General features: G+C 68.6%; 13 protein-coding genes and 1 tRNA gene. All 14 read right to left on the bottom strand.

Translation table 11 applies throughout. From position 1 onward, the window contains the following. Positions 1–66: 66 nt before the first annotated feature. Positions 67–294: a DUF4287 domain-containing protein gene (locus OIE13_RS35245; protein ID WP_326644834.1), complete on the bottom strand. Its 228-nt coding sequence runs from the start codon at positions 292–294 to the stop codon at positions 67–69. Positions 295–480: 186 nt separating this feature from the next. Continuing rightward, positions 481–1,266 carry a Bax inhibitor-1/YccA family protein gene (locus tag OIE13_RS35240; RefSeq protein ID WP_326644836.1) on the bottom strand — a complete coding sequence of 262 codons (786 nt, stop codon included), beginning with the start codon at positions 1,264–1,266 and terminating at the stop codon, positions 481–483. A gap of 147 nt (positions 1,267–1,413) precedes the next feature. Further along, complete coding sequence (locus OIE13_RS35235; protein WP_326644838.1) at positions 1,414–1,797, bottom strand: winged helix-turn-helix transcriptional regulator; 384 nt, start codon at positions 1,795–1,797, stop codon at positions 1,414–1,416. A gap of 107 nt (positions 1,798–1,904) precedes the next feature. Further along, positions 1,905–1,977 (bottom strand) — tRNA-Leu (locus OIE13_RS35230). Positions 1,978–2,150: 173 nt separating this feature from the next. Then, positions 2,151–3,467, bottom strand: a complete 1,317-nt coding sequence (locus OIE13_RS35225) for an NAD(P)/FAD-dependent oxidoreductase (RefSeq protein ID WP_326644840.1) — start codon at positions 3,465–3,467, stop codon at positions 2,151–2,153. A gap of 171 nt (positions 3,468–3,638) precedes the next feature. Then, positions 3,639–4,439: a uracil-DNA glycosylase gene (locus tag OIE13_RS35220; RefSeq protein ID WP_326644842.1), complete on the bottom strand. Its 801-nt coding sequence runs from the start codon at positions 4,437–4,439 to the stop codon at positions 3,639–3,641. Positions 4,440–4,743: 304 nt separating this feature from the next. After that, positions 4,744–5,796: a hypothetical protein gene (locus tag OIE13_RS35215; protein WP_326644844.1), complete on the bottom strand. Its 1,053-nt coding sequence runs from the start codon at positions 5,794–5,796 to the stop codon at positions 4,744–4,746. 231 nt (positions 5,797–6,027) lie between these two features. Then, positions 6,028–6,987 (bottom strand): Ppx/GppA phosphatase family protein, encoded by a 960-nt coding sequence (locus tag OIE13_RS35210; protein ID WP_326644846.1) that lies wholly within the window; start codon positions 6,985–6,987, stop codon positions 6,028–6,030. Next, entirely contained in the window at positions 6,984–7,502 is a 519-nt protein-coding gene (locus tag OIE13_RS35205) for a DUF501 domain-containing protein (RefSeq protein WP_326644848.1), read from the bottom strand. Before OIE13_RS35205 ends, OIE13_RS35210 begins: the two co-directional genes overlap by 4 nt. Before the next feature lie 39 nt (positions 7,503–7,541). Next, positions 7,542–7,952, bottom strand: a complete 411-nt coding sequence (locus OIE13_RS35200; protein WP_326644850.1) for an FtsB family cell division protein — start codon at positions 7,950–7,952, stop codon at positions 7,542–7,544. 164 nt (positions 7,953–8,116) lie between these two features. Then, complete coding sequence (eno, locus tag OIE13_RS35195; protein WP_326644852.1) at positions 8,117–9,394, bottom strand: phosphopyruvate hydratase; 1,278 nt, start codon at positions 9,392–9,394, stop codon at positions 8,117–8,119. 337 nt (positions 9,395–9,731) lie between these two features. After that, positions 9,732–10,691 carry a MazG family protein gene (locus OIE13_RS35190; protein ID WP_326829325.1) on the bottom strand — a complete coding sequence of 320 codons (960 nt, stop codon included), beginning with the start codon at positions 10,689–10,691 and terminating at the stop codon, positions 9,732–9,734. Positions 10,692–10,700: 9 nt separating this feature from the next. Next, complete coding sequence (locus tag OIE13_RS35185) at positions 10,701–11,348, bottom strand: SurA N-terminal domain-containing protein (RefSeq protein WP_326644855.1); 648 nt, start codon at positions 11,346–11,348, stop codon at positions 10,701–10,703. Positions 11,349–11,374: 26 nt separating this feature from the next. After that, the gene (gene mfd, locus OIE13_RS35180) at positions 11,375–14,932 is read right to left on the bottom strand and encodes a transcription-repair coupling factor (RefSeq protein ID WP_326644856.1); all 3,558 of its coding nucleotides are present in this window, start codon (positions 14,930–14,932) and stop codon (positions 11,375–11,377) included. Positions 14,933–15,027 lie beyond the last annotated feature (95 nt).

Raw genomic sequence — 15,027 nt, 5'->3', positions numbered from 1 at the left:
TCATCATGGCGCACACGGCGAAGCCCGCACCACCAAGGTGGCGCGGGCTTGGCAGAGACGGTCGACTTAAAGGTGGCGGGTACGGCGGTGCCGCTCGTGCTCGTGCACTATGGCGGCGGCATAGCCGTGGGACAGCCCGTGCTCATTGGCGAGCCAGGTGGCGCGCTCATCACAGCGAAGGAACGACGGGCCGTTGTCGATTGCTCGGAACCACTCGGGGAGTGCGCGTCCCGTGATATCCGGAACCCTTGCGATCAGCTTGCTCTGCGTCTCCATTGAGTGGTTCAACGACATGGGCACCTCCACGGATAGGCTCCTTTGCTCGACAGTGCATCACGAAAGCGCAGATAGCAAGCCCCGCGATGCTCTCTCCCGTCGCGGTTCGTCTATCCCCCGTTGCCTTCCGTTCACTCGCGTACCCGATCAGAAAAACAGGAGGCCCCGCCGGATCGGGTCCGGCGGGGCCTCCTGACCTGGTTGTCAGTCGCTACTCGAGAAGTAGCTCAGCAGGCGCAGGATCTCCAGGTAGATCCAGACCAGGGTGACGGTCAGGCCGAAGGCCATCAGCCACGAGTACTTCTCCGGGGCGCCCGCCCGCACCCCGCGCTCGACCTCGTCGAAGTCCAGCAGCAGGAAGAAGCAGCCGATGAGGATCGCGGCGATGCTGAACACGTAGGCCAGCGGGCCACCGGAGCGGATGCCGATGCCGTCCTCGATGAAGAAGCCGGCGAGCAGGTTGACGAGCATGAGACCCATCAGGCCCAGCCCCGCGGCCACCACGAACTTGGTGAACTTCGGCGTCACCCGGATGATGCGCAACGCGTAGACCGTCAGCATGGCACCGAACGCCAGAGCCGTGCCGAGCACCGCCTGGAAGACGATGCCGCTGTACAGGTTGTTGTAAACGTGACTGATCACGCCGATCGCGACGCCGTACGACACCGAGTAGCCGAGGATCAACGCGGGGTTGGTGCTCTGCTTGAACGAGATGATCAGGGCCAGCACCAGACCGACGACGACGCCGACGATCGCCGCGACCATGCCTAGGTTGAGCACCCAGGCGACCGCCGCCGAGACAACGAGCGTGCCGAGCGTGATGAAGCCACGCACGACCACGTCGTCGATCGTCATCGTCCGCTGTGCGGGCGGCGCGTATGACGGCGTGTTGTACATTCCCTGAAGCTGATCAGGGGTGGGGGTCGGCACGCCCCAGCCCTGCTGAGGCCCCTTGGCCTGCCGACTGAATACGGGGTTCTTGCTCTCCATCGCTGCCTCCACGCTGCGACCTACGCGATCAGCGTATTAGATCGGTTGTCACACGGCCGTATCGTGCTGATATCCATGTTGTTCAAGTGACCGTACGGCTACCGCCGATGGTGTCAACGAACGGTTGGCACGTCTGGTTCCCGGACCTCACATCTCCTTCGCCGATCTCTCATCGAACAGGCGCTGCGACGCCTCGACCTCGTCGAGGTTGCGGCGCGCCCACTCGCAGAGACCGGTCACGGTGACCGAGAGGTCGCGGCCGATCCGGGTGAGCACGTATTCCACCTTGGGCGGCGAGGTCGGATAGACGTTGCGCTCGACGATGCCGTCGCGCTCCAGCGCACGCAGCGTCCGGGTCAGCATGCGCTGGTTGATCCCCTCGATCCGCACCTTGAGCCGGGAGAACCGCTGGGCCTCGTGCCCCAGGGCCGCGATCACCAGCAGGGACCACTTGTCCCCGATGTGATCGATCACCTGCCGGGCGATCCCATTGGCCCGAAGCATCGACTCCAGGTTCGCCTCGTTCCCCATGGTTACCATTTTATACCAGGGTCACATCGAATCCCAAGTAGTAAGAAAAATCGGCCCATGGCCACATTTGCACTGGTCACAGGCCGACTGTCGAATGGGAAATGCGGTACCCCCGGAGGGACTCGAACCCTCACTCGAACCCTTTTAAGGGGTTTGCCTCTGCCATTGGGCTACGGGGGCGCCTAATCATACGTAACAGACCACTCATGCGTAACTGCTCAAGCCAACCGTCGCATGACTCACCGCTCCAAATCTACGGACCCGCGCTGGATTCGGGAACCCGGTCAAGGAATAGCACACCGCCGGGAACGAGCAATCCGGGGGCGGACGCGAGTGTCCACCCCCGGAAGGGTTCAGGTCCTCGCCGCGGCGCGGAACTCCGTGCGTGGCTCCTCGATCTCTCCGAGGGAGACGGTTTCACGCTTGAAGAAGAGCGCCAGAGTCCAGTCGGCCGTAACGCGGACCTTGCGATTGAAAGTGGGCACCCGCGACAAATGGTAGGTACGGTGCATGAACCATGCGGCAAACCCGCGAAGCTTGATCCCATAGACATTGGCCACCCCCTTGTACAGCCCCAGCCCGGCTACGGAGCCGACATACCTGTGCCGGTAGTCGAGCTGCTCCTGCCCGTGGAGCCTGCGGGTGATGTTGTCCGCGAGGACCTTGGCCTGCCGTACGGCGTGCTGGGCGTTGGGCGCGCAGTACTGGCCCGGGTTGGTCACGTCGGGCACACCCGCCACGTCTCCGGCCGAGTAGGCGTCCTCGACGCCGACCACGGTCAGCCGGCTGCTCGTCTTGATCCGGCCACGCTCGTCGAGGGGCAGGTCTCCGGCGTTGACGACCGGGCTGGGCTTCACCCCGGCGGTCCACACGATGGTGGCGGACTCGAACTCGTCGCCGTCGGAGAGCTTGACCAGGCCGCCCTCGCAGGAGTCGAGGCGGGTGTTCATCTTGACCTCGATGCCGCGCTCACGCAACTGCTCGGCGGTCCACCTGCCCATCTCGGGGCCGACCTCGGGGAGGATGCGGTCGGTGGCCTCCACGAGGACCCAGCGCATGTCCTCGCGGGAGATGGTGCGGTAGTAGCGGGTGGCGTCGACCGCCATGTCCTCCAGCTCGGCGAGCGCCTCGACACCCGCGAAGCCACCGCCGACCACGACGAACGTCAGGGCCCGCCTGCGCAGGGCCTCGTCGTCGTCGCTCTCGGCCCGGTCGAGGAGCTCAAGCACCCGGTTGCGCAGCGCGATCGCCTCACCGACGGTCTTGAAACCGATCGCGGCGTCGGCCAGGCCGGGAATGGGGAGCGTACGGGAGACCGAGCCGGCGGCCATGACCACGATGTCGTAGCCGATCTCGTGCGACGTGCCGACGTTGGGCGCGAAGGTGACGCTCTTGGCAGCGTGGTTGACCTTGGTCACCTTGCCGTTGAGGATCATCGCCTTCGAGAGCACACGCCTGAGCGGGACGACCACGTGCCGGGGCGAGAGGTTTCCCGCGGCCGCCTCGGGCAGGAAGGGCTGGTAGGTCATGTGGGACTCGGGGGTGAGGACAGTGATTCGCACGCTTCCGTCGCGCAGTTCCTTACGGAGCGTGTGCTGCAGGCGCAGCACGGTATAAAGGCCGACATAGCCTCCACCGACGACCACGATGTGCTTGGAGTTGCGGTCCACTTCGACGCCATCCTTAAGTTTCGAGGCTTGTGAAACCTTTCACAAGAATACGTGCGTACTCCCGGTCGCGCCAGCCGCGATCCCGGCAATCTATACGGAATTTCCGATAACGACTAGAAACCTGCCCCCTTCTCGCGAAAATTTTCATTGATCTTCTGTTTGTGATTGAGTTCACAAGTTGCGGAGCGCGTTCACCCTGGCGAAGAGCTCGTCGAGCATCGGCGCGGTCACGCGGCCGGTGAAGGTGTTCTGCTGGCTGGGGTGGTAGCAACCGAGAAGACGTGCGGGCCTTCCCCCGGGGGAGGTGATCTCCACTTCGGCGCCGTGCCCGAAGGACGGCCTCGGCCGGGGCAAGGCGTATCCGGCGTCCTTCAGCGCGGGCCAGATCGCCTGCCAGGCGAATCCTCCCAGCGCGACGACCACCCGTACGTCCGCCGAGAGCAGGGCGACCTCCCGGGCCAGCCAGGGGAAACAGGCGGCCCGCTCGGCGGGCGTGGGCCTGTTCGCGGGCGGAGCGCACCGGACCGCCGCCACCATTCGCGTGCCGACGAGCCTCTGCCCGTCGCCCGCGTGGAGGCTGGTCTCCTGTACGGCCAGACCAGTCCGGTACAGCGAGGCGAACAGCCAGTCACCACTGCGGTCGCCGGTGAAGATCCTCCCGGTCCTGTTGCCGCCGTGCGCCGCCGGGGCCAGCCCGACAATGAGGACCTCGGGCCGCTCGTCGCCCCATCCGGCGATGGGCCGGCCCCAGTAGGTCTCCTCGGCGAATGCCCGCCTCTTGACCCTCGCCACCTCCTCGCGCCACTCCACCAGGCGCGGGCAGGCCCTGCAGACCGACTCCGCGGCCGTGAGCTCCGCGAGGGTGCCGCTCCCCTCCGCGAGCCTGCGCACCTCGGCGGGGTCGTGGGCGACGGGGGTGTCGGGTCGGGCGGGATCATCGGGCCAGCCGGATCCAGGAGGAACATAGGTCATGCGTTCGATGGTGCCCGACACCGGGAGCCGCGGTGCCCACACCGTGCGGCCCGCCTCCCGCCCGCCCTGTCCCGGGCGGGCGGGGCGATACAGGGCGGCGGTGCAGGGCAGGGCGGCGGAGTGGGGCAGGACAGGACAGGACAGGGCGGCGGAGTGGGGCGGGGAGCGGGAAAAGGGCGGGGCGGGGCGGCGGAGCAGGGCGGGAAAGCGACAGGCGGCGCCCGCTGGATGCGGGCGCCGCCTGTCTCACTCCGGACGCGCCCGGCGGCAGCCGCCGGGCGCGCTGTCGCGACCTGTCAGGTCATCAGGCGCTGGGAGTGGAGGTGGAGGTGGGGGTGGGAGTAGGAGTCGGGGCGGGCGTGCAGGAGACCTTGCCCACCGCGATGCCACTCGTCGGGCCGTCGTAGATCTCGATCGCACGCTTGGCGTAGCCGGACGTCGAGGCGGTCCAGGTGTCGGTCACACTCTGGCTCTGCGGGCCGTGACCGCTGAAGTAGACGCTCTGCCAGTCGCCCGCGACACCGTCGCGGATCCAGCGGTACTTCACAGAGCCACGGACGTGCGAAGCGCTGATCGTGCCGGTGAACGTACGGGTCACCGGGCAGGTGCCGACGTAGTCGGTCGGGGCGCTGACGTAGGTCGAGATCTTCGGCGACGTGTCCTTGCACCAGATCTTGAAGTAGGCGCGGTTGGACGAGGTCTCGACCGGGCTGAGGATCTCCAGCGAGGCCCAGCCCCTGAAGTCGTCACGGGGCCTGATCACGTGGTAGACCTTGCGCGAGCCGTCGACGCGAACGGCGTCACGGTCGACGACGCGGCCGTTGACGACCCACTGGTAACGCACCCAGCGGCTGTCGGAGGTGGTGATCCGGCCGATCAGGGCAGCCTTGCAGTTGCCCTCGTCGACCCACACCTGCGCACCGACGCCGGGCCTGACGACCTCGTGGTCATCCTCGCCCGCGCCACAGGAGACCGAGAAGTAGCCCTTCGCGGAGGTGGCGGCACGCGGAGCCAGGAGCTGGATGGCCTGCCAGCCCTTGACGTCGCCCTTGAAGGTCGCCTTCTCCTTGACGGTGAAGCTCTTGACGCCCTTGCCGCGGAAGGTGAAGGTCTTGACCTTGCCCTTGGATCCGTCTCCGCGCAACCACCGGTAGGCGACGGTGGTCTTGGCCTTGACGGCCTTCACCTTGATCTTCGAGGAGAAGGTCACCTTGACCGGGCACTCACCCTCGTACTTCGAGGGAGACGCCTTGGGAGTGCCCGCCCACACCGCGGGCTTCGGCTTGGCGGCGGCCGAGACCGCCTGGCCCGACCCACTGGCCGCCGCTGCGGGCGTGGCCAGCATGCCTACTGCCATGGTTGCCAGCATGGCCGCGCCGGCTCCTGCTGCGGCTAGCTTCCTTGCTAGTCCGGACTTCATGAGGGGATGCTCCGTTCGTTGGGAAGCAAGATTCGCTCCGGAGACGGTTGCCGTCCCGGCAACAGCTGTGCCGGGCCCACGGCAAAGTCTCACTAAAGCTTCTTTACCTAACCATAAACGGGAAGCTTTTCTCAATACTCCCTAAACGGGTGAATTGTCTAGGTCTTGTTATGATTTGGCAGCAGACCACGCGATGCCGTCGAGGATGTCGCGCTCGCTGGCGACCACCTCGCCAAAACCGAACCGGGTCACTATCCGGTCGAGGATGAGCGCGCCCGCCCCGATCACGTCGACCCTGCCGGGGTGCATGACCGGAATCGCCGCCCGTCGCCCGACTGTCATTCCAAGCAGGCTGTCGGCGATGTCATGCACCTGACCTGCCGAAATTCGCGAGTGGTGAATTTTCTGCGAATCATATTCAGGCAGCCCAAGGGCTATTCCGGCGACCGTGGTAACGGAGCCGGCGAGCCCGACCAGCGTCAGTGCCCGTTCCACCGGCACCTCGGCCGCGACCCGGTCGAGCGCGTCGTCGATGTCGGCGGTCACCGCCTCGATCGCCTTCGCCGACGGCGGGTCACCCGCGCCGCGCAGGTGACGCTCGGTCAACCGGACACACCCGATGTCGACGGAGAACGCGGCCTCCACATGCGTCGAACCGAGCACGAACTCGGTCGAGCCGCCACCGATGTCGACCACGAGGTACGGGGGGCGGGTGCCGTCGGGCGCGGGCAGTCCCGTCTCGGGCGAGAACCGCACCAGCTCGCGGGTGGCCCCGACGAACGACAGCTCCGCCTCCTCGACGCCCGTGATCACCTCCGGCTCGACGCCGAAGATCTCGCGTACACCGTCCACGAAGTCCTGCCGGTTGGCGGCGTCCCTCGTCGCGCTGGTGGCGACCACGCGGACCGAGGTGGCCGCGTGCCGATCGATGAGCTCGGCATAGCCGCGCATGGCGGTGAACGTGCGCTCCAGGGCGTCCGTCGCCAGCCTGCCGGTCTCGTCGACCCCCTGCCCCAGCCGGACGATCTCCATTCGGCGCTCGACGTCGATCAGCCTGTCCCTGCCGACCTCGGCGATGAGCAGGCGGACGGAGTTGGTACCGCAGTCGATCGCGGCGACGCGGATCACTTGCTCTCCTCTATGTCTTCGACTTCCACACATGGCCCGGCGGCCCACCACTCGCCGAGCGCGTCGAGGGCCTCACGGCCGAAGGGATTGCTCCCCGGCACCGCGAGCTCGTGCCCGACCAGGGCGTGCAGGCATTTGACCCGGGTGGGCATGCCCCCGGTGCTCTGCATGTCGCGGGGCAACGGTTCCAGGCCGCCCGCGGCGGCCGCCTTGTCACGGCGCGCCACGTAGTCCTCGTGAGCGGCCCGGTACGCCTCGGCCAGCTCCGGATCATCGGTGAGTCTGGCCTGCATCTCCCGCATCATCCCCGAGGTCTCCAGCGTGCCGATGGCCGAGGCGGCCCTGGGACACGTGAGGTAGAACAGGGTCGGGAAGGGCGATCCGTCCGGCAGTCTCGGGGCGGTCTCGACGACATCGGGCAGCCCGCACGGGCAGCGGTGCGCCACCCCCCGCAGTCCTCGCGGCGCCCGGCCGAGCTGTCGCTCCACCGCCGCCACGTCGCGGTCATCAACCATTCGTGACACCCCCAAAAGATGACAACCAGGGTATCCGCGTCACCCGGCGGCCCTGGCCGCCTTCTGTCCCCCACCGCTGTCGGCGACCTTGACCGAGTCCCACAGCGTCTCGTACCACGGCGGCCTGGCGACGGCCTTCCGCCCACCGGTCGTGCCCCTACCCGGCGAGGGCTGCTCGCCCATGACGACGTAGCACTTCTGCCCGGGGTCGCAGTAGAAAAGCCGCTCCCTGCCCTGCCGCTTGATGAAACCGGGGTCCAGGAGCTGCTTGTGGCGGTCGTCCAGGGCTTTGATCGCGGCGATCTCCCTGGCCTTCTCCTGCTCCAGCTGGGCGATCTGGCGGCGCTGGGCGACGTACTCCCTGATGGGGTAGGCGAGGCTCATGGCGATCGCGCACACCACGATCGCGAGGACCGCGGCCCGTCCCGTCAACTGCGGCCGTGTCGCCATGCGCCCCTCCTCGTCCACACGTTCTCGCGGCGCCGTCCACCGTGCCCCGTACGGCGGCTCCGACACCGGCGGATGCCGATCTCCGCACATCGGGAACGCCGGACCGCAGCCGGCGTTCCCGATGTGCGCCCGCGCTCGGCACGGGTACGAGCCGCCAGAAGAAACTACCGCTGGAAGCGGGGGAAGGCCGCCCGACCCGCGTAACGGGCCGCGTCGTCCAGAAGCTCCTCGATGCGGAGCAACTGGTTGTACTTGGCCACCCGGTCGGAGCGGGCCGGGGCGCCGGTCTTGATCTGGCCGCAGTTGGTGGCCACGGCGAGGTCGGCGATCGTGGTGTCCTCGGTCTCGCCGGAGCGGTGGCTCATCATGCAGCGGTAACCGCTTCGGTGGGCCAGGTCCACCGCGTCGAGGGTCTCGGTCAGGGTGCCGATCTGGTTGACCTTGACCAGCAGCGCGTTGGCGGTTCCCTCGGCGATGCCGCGGGCCAGGCGCTCGGGGTTGGTCACGAACAGGTCGTCACCGACCAGCTGGACCTTGTCGCCGAGGGCGCGGGTGATGGCGTTCCAGCCCTCCCAGTCGCTCTCGTCCAGCGGGTCCTCGATGGAGACCAGCGGGTAGTTCGCGACCAGGTCCTCGTAGAAGGCGATCAGCTCGGTGGCGGACAGGCCCTTGCCGTCGATGGTGTAGACGCCGTCCGAGTGGAACTCGGAGGCGGCCACGTCGAGGGCCAGACCGATGTCCTCGCCGGGCACGTACCCGGCCCTCTCGATGGCGACCAGGATCAGGTCGAGCGCGTCGCGGTTGGAGGGCAGGTTCGGGGCGAAGCCGCCCTCGTCGCCGAGACCGGTGGCGTAGCCCTTCTCCTTCAGCACCGCCTTGAGGGCGTGGTAGACCTCGGTGCCCATCCGCACGGCCTCCCGGAACGTCTCCGCCCCGATCGGGGCGATCATGAATTCCTGGATGTCGACGTTGGTGTCGGCGTGCGCGCCGCCGTTCAGGATGTTCATCATCGGCACCGGCAGCACGTGCGCGTTCGGCCCGCCCAGGTAACGGAAGAGCGGCAGCTCGGCGCTGTCCGCGGCCGCCTTGGCCACGGCGAGCGAGACGCCCAGGATCGCGTTGGCGCCCAGGCGTGCCTTGTTGGGCGTGGCGTCCAGGTCGATCATGACCTGGTCGATGCTGCGCTGCTCGGCGGCGTCGAACCCGAGGATCTCGTCGGCGATCTCGTCGGTCACACCGAGAACCGCCTTCTCCACGCCCTTGCCGCCGTAGCGCTCATCGCCGTCACGGAGCTCGACAGCCTCGAACTGGCCGGTGGACGCGCCGCTGGGAACCGCGGCGCGCCCCTGGCTGCCGTCGTCCAGGAGGATGTCGACCTCGACCGTCGGGTTACCCCGGGAGTCAAGGATCTCTCGGGCGGTAACGCCCTCGATGGAAGCCACGAAGCGCTCCTAAAGTCGCAGGACAGTTTGCCTCGGAAGCCTATCGAGATCTATGTGCAGGTACGGTGACCGGGATACCGCCGAACAATGTTCGCGCAATTTCCATATGAGGACCCGAAGGCGCTCCGCCGCCGACATCAGGACCCGCCCGGCGCTCAGCTCCCACCGGAGACCGGACTGAGAAGACCATCCCAAGGAGCCCCCTGAGGACGCGCCCCGCGCTTCTCCCTTAGGGGGACTACCCGTGAGGCCGCGCCGGCGACTGGACTGAGGAGAGGGAAGGAGCCGGATAAGAGCGGCCTCCCTCGACAAGGGAAGGAGCCGGATAAGAGCGGCCTCACCGCGACGCGTTAGCGTCGCCATTGGCACGCACCTGGTCGCGGTAGGCGCGGGCGACGGCGCGCAACTCGGCCTCGGGGTCGAGACCGGCCGCCTGCCCCTGCCGTACGAGCTCGAAGAGCTTCGCTCCCAGGCCGTCGGCGGGCACCCCCTCGGGAAGGTCCGCGGAAGCTCCGGCGCGCTCGGCGCGGCGCAGGAGCTGCGCGACGAGGGAGAGCGCGGGCTGGCCCATCGGAACGCCGTCGACCACCGAGCCGGGATCACCGCCGCTCTTGGCCGCGCGCTCGGCCGCCTTGATGGTCTCCCAGTTGGCGCTGACCTCGCCCGCACCCTCCACCCGGGTGTCGGCGAAGACGTGCGGGTGACGGCGGACGAGCTTGGCGACGATCCCGTCGGCCACGTCGTCGACGTCGAACCCGTCCGGCCGCTCCCGGGCGACCCGCGCGTGGAAGGCCACCTGGAGGAGCAGGTCGCCCAACTCCTCGCGCAGCGCCGCGTGGTCGCCCTCCTCGATGGTCTCCAGCACCTCGTAGGCCTCCTCGATGAGGTACGGGGCCAGGGACTCGTGGGTCTGCCGGGCGTCCCACGGGCATTCGACCCGTAGCCGGTCCATCACCGAGACCAGGTCGAGCAGCCGCGCGCCCGGCAGGTCGTACGAGCCCGGCACGACCTCGATCACCGGCGGGTCCTCGAGCGCCACGGCGGCGTGGCCGATGGAGCGCATCAGCGCCTCGTCGGCCTCCAGCCACACGACCGTCGCCGCCACCGCCTCGCGGACCAGCGCGGCCGGGTCGCAGGCGACCACCTCGACGTCGATCCCGGCCTCCGCCAGGTAGGGCAGGTGCGGATGGTCCGCGGCCCCGGTGCGGACCGGACCCTCCGCGAGAACCTGCCAGGCGCGATGGCCGAGCAGCCCCGGGGCGACCCGGGGCGAGGTGGTGACAATGATCAGCGACATGCCCGGAGGCTACTGCTGCGGGGTCTCGGGCTGCTCGGCGGCAGGGGCGGCGGGTGCCGCCGGGGCACCGAAGCGACCGGCGTCGACGAAGACGCTCGGCTGCTCCTGGCTCCGCTGCTGGTTGAGCTGGCCGTAGCGCGGGTTCCAGGTGATCGGCATGGCCTGCAGGTCCTTGACCGCCTGCTGCTGGCCGCGCTGGATGGCCGCCTCGTCCGTGCCGCCGCCGTACTTGGCGACGAGCTTGCTGATCAGCACCTGCGACCTGATGAACTCGCGTGCGTGCGAGGGGGCCACCGCCTGCTGGAGCATCTGCTGCTCGAACTTCTCCTGACCACCCTGACCCGCGATCACCTGGTCGATCTCGCCGGCGGTGGCCGTGATGCCCTTGCTCTCGGCGACCTTCGCGTACTGCTTGGCATTGGCCAGCTGGAAGAGCACGAGCTGCGGGACGCTGTCCTGGAACTGCAGCTCCGAGGCGGAGACACCCGCCTTGGACAGCGCCGCCTCGTACTCACGGACATTCCTGTCCAGCTCGCTGGAGCTGATGCGCTCCCCACCCACGACGGCGGCGGCGCCGACCTGGTTCGGAGAGCAGGCGGTCAGCGCGACACCGGCGGCGGCGACCGCCAGGATGACGCGCACTCGGGTCGACTTCACATGCGTTCCCTTCACGACAAACGTGCTTACTCTACCCGCGCGGTTTCGAGGAACATCGCCTCGACGAGATCGCCGCACCACTTGAGCAGATCCAGATCGCGCAACGGCTGACCGCCGAGGGGCCTGGTCTTGGGCACGGGCACCAGCAACGTACCCGCCGCCTGCTTCAGCAGCGCCTTCGGGTACAGCCTCTGGAGCCTGACCTGCTGGGAGTCCTTCAGCTCCACCGGCGCGAACTTGATGTTCTGGCCCTGCAGGGTGACGTCGGTGAGCCCGGCACGGCGAGCTCGGATCCGGAAGCGGGCGACCTCCAGTAGATTCTCCACCTGCTGGGGCGGTCGTCCGTACCGGTCGACGAGCTCGTCGCGCACCGCGCCGATGTCGGAGTCGGAACCGATCGCGGCGATCCGCCTGTACGCCTCCAGGCGCAGTCGCTCGGAGGTGACGTAGTCATGCGGGATGTGGGCGTTGATCGGCAACTCGACCTTGACGTCGGGCCGCTCGTCCTCCTGGTAGGTGCCGGCCAGCTTGGCCTTCTGCTCCTGCACCGCCTCGGCCATCATCCGCACGTACAGGTCGAAGCCGACACCCGCGATGAAGCCCGACTGCTCCGCCCCCAGGATGTTGCCCGCGCCGCGGATCTCCAGGTCCTTCATCGCCACGTACATGCCCGCGCCCATCTCCGTGTGCTGGGAGATGGTGGCCAGACGCTCGTGGGCGGTCTCGGTGAGCGGCTTCTCCGGCGGGTACAGGAAGTAGGCGTAGCCGCGCTCGCGGCCCCGGCCGACCCGGCCGCGCAACTGGTGGAGCTGGGAGAGGCCGTAGTTGTCGGCCCGGTCGACGATCAGGGTGTTGGCGTTGGGCACGTCCAGGCCCGACTCGACGATCGTGGTGCAGACCAGCACGTCGAAGTCGCGCTCCCAGAAGCCCACCATGATCTTCTCCAGCTGGTGCTCCTGCATCTGGCCGTGCGCGACGGCGACCCTGGCCTCGGGCACGAGCTCGCGCAGCATGGCCGCGACCTTGTTGATGCTGGCCACCCGGTTGTGGACGAAGAAGATCTGGCCGTCACGCATCAGCTCGCGCCGGACCGCGGCACCGATCTGCTTCTCGTCGTACGGGCCGACGAAGGTGAGGATCGGGTGCCGCTCCTCGGGCGGGGTGAGGATCGTGGACATCTCCCTGATGCCGGTGAGTCCCATCTCCAGCGTGCGGGGGATCGGGGTCGCGGACATGGCCAGCACGTCGACCTGGGTGCGCATGTGCTTCATGGCCTCCTTGTGCTCGACACCGAACCGCTGCTCCTCGTCGATGATGATCAGGCCGAGCTGCTTGAACCCGACCTCGGACGAGAACAGCCGGTGCGTGCCGATCACCACGTCGACCGATCCCTCGCGCAGCCCCTCCAAGGTGGCGCTGACCTCGCCGTCGCTCTGGAACCGCGACATCGGCCTGACATTGAGCGGGAATCCGGAGAACCGCTCGGCGAAGGTCGACATGTGCTGCTGCACCAGCAGCGTGGTCGGCACCAGGACGGCCACCTGCTTGCCGTCCTGCACCGCCTTGAACGCCGCCCGCACCGCGATCTCGGTCTTGCCGTAGCCCACGTCGCCGCAGATCAGCCGGTCCATCGGGATCGGGCGCTCCATGTCGCGCTTGACCTCGTCGATGGCCTCAAGCTGGTCGCCGGTCTCGGCGTAGGGGAAGGCGTCCTCCATCTCGCGCTGCCACGGGCTGTCGGGCGCGAACGCGTGTCCCGGTGAGGCCATCCGGGCGGAGTACAGGCGGATCAGCTCTCCGGCGATCTCCTTGACCGCCTTCTTGGCCTTGGTCTTGGCCTTGGCCCAGTCTGCGCCGCCCATCCGGTTGAGCGTGGGCGACTCGCCCCCGACGTAGCGGGTGACCTCGTCGAGCTGGTCGGTCGGCACGTAGAGCCGGTCGCCCCTGGCGTACTCGATCACCAGGTATTCGCGGGTGGCGCCCTGCACGGTGCGCTGCACCATCTCGACGTAGCGGCCCACGCCGTGCTGCTCGTGCACGACGTTGTCGCCGACCTTGAGCTGGAGCGGGTCGACCATGTTGCGGCGCCGGGACGGCAACCGCCGCATGTCCTTGGTCGACGCCTTCTGGCCGACCAGGTCGAGGTGGGTCAGCACGGCCAGCGACGGGGTGACGAACCCGTGCTCGACCAGGCCGGTGGTGACGTGGACGACCTTGGGGTCGGGGATCCGCTCAAGGTCCGGCTCCAGGCGCGCGGGCAGGTCGACGCCCTTGAGCAGCTCGACCATGCGCTCGGCGGGGCCGTGGCCCTCGCTCAGCAGGACGACCACCCGCTCGGAGTCGAGCCAGCCCTTGATGTCCGACAGCGCCCGCTGGGTGTCGCCCCGGTATGCCTCGGCCTCGCGCGCCCCGAGCACCAGCCCGCCGTCCGGCCCCCCGCCCCGAGCGCCGCCGGTCTCGCTCTCCACGCCGAACGGCGCGAGCGACCACCATGGCTGGCCGAGCTGCCGCGCGTGGTCGCGGATCTCCTCCAGGGTGCGGAACGCCGCCTCGCCCAGGTCGATCGGCGCCTCGCCGCCTGACGCCGCGTTGATCCAGGACGCCTCCAGGAACTCCTGACTGGTCCGCACCAGCTCGTCCGCGCGCCCGCGGATGCGCTCCGGGTCGCACACGAAGATCGCCGCCTGTTCCCCCAGGTGGTCGACGAGCAGGTCCATCTCTCCGGCGAGCACCGGCGCGAACGCCTCCATGCCCTCCATCGGCACGCCCTCGGCCAGCTGCGCCAGGACCTCGGCCAGCGAGGGGTGCGCCTCGGCCAGCCGCCTCGCCCTCTCCCTGACCTCGGCGGTCAGCAGCAGCTCCCGGCAGGGGGCGGCGAACAGCCCGTCCTCGGCCACCTCCAGCGAGCGCTGGTCGGCGACCTTGAACCAGCGGATCTCCTCGACGGTGTCGCCCCAGAACTCCAGCCGGAGCGGGTGCTCCTGGGTCGGCGGGAAGACGTCGAGCAGCCCGCCCCTGACCGCGACCTCCCCGCGCTTCTCCACCATGTCGACCCGGTGGTAGCCGTTCTCCACCAGGCTGTGCACGACGCTGTCGAGGTCGGCGTCGTCCCCGGCGCGCAGCCGCACCGGTTGCAGGTCGCCCAGGCCGCGCACGATCGGCTGGAGCAGCGCCCTGATCGGCGCGACGACCACGTGCAGCGGGCCGGCCGAGAGATCGCCCTCGACCGGGTGGGCCAGCCTGCGCAGCACCGCCAGGCGCTGGCCCACGGTGTCGCTGCGCGGCGACAGGCGCTCGTGCGGAAGCGTCTCCCACGCGGGGAAGACCGCGACGGTGCTCTCGTTCAGGAGGCTGGTGAGGGCCGAGGCGAGATCCTCGGCCTCGCGACCGGTCGCGGTCACCGCGAGGACGGTCCTGGCCGCCCCCTTGGCCCCCTCCCTGGCCAGCGCGGCCACCGCGAAGGGACGGAGCGCCGGCGGCGCGACCAGCGACACGTCGGACGAGTCGCCCTCGCGCACATCCCGAAGAAGGGAAGCCAGCTCAGGCTCCCCGGCGACAAGGTCCAGAAGTCCGGAAAGACTCATCAGATTCGCCCACAGCCCCACGACGGCAACACGACAGCCCCGAGCCGTGCAGACACGGGGGGTACCAGGTCAAGGCTACTTGCCCTGGCGCACGA

Origin of the sequence: Streptosporangium sp. NBC_01810, assembly GCF_035917355.1 — a bacterium.
In the GTDB taxonomy this organism is placed as follows: domain Bacteria; phylum Actinomycetota; class Actinomycetes; order Streptosporangiales; family Streptosporangiaceae; genus Streptosporangium.
Note: the sequence above shows the minus strand (reverse complement) of the source record. Positions and strands in the feature narration are given on the sequence as shown.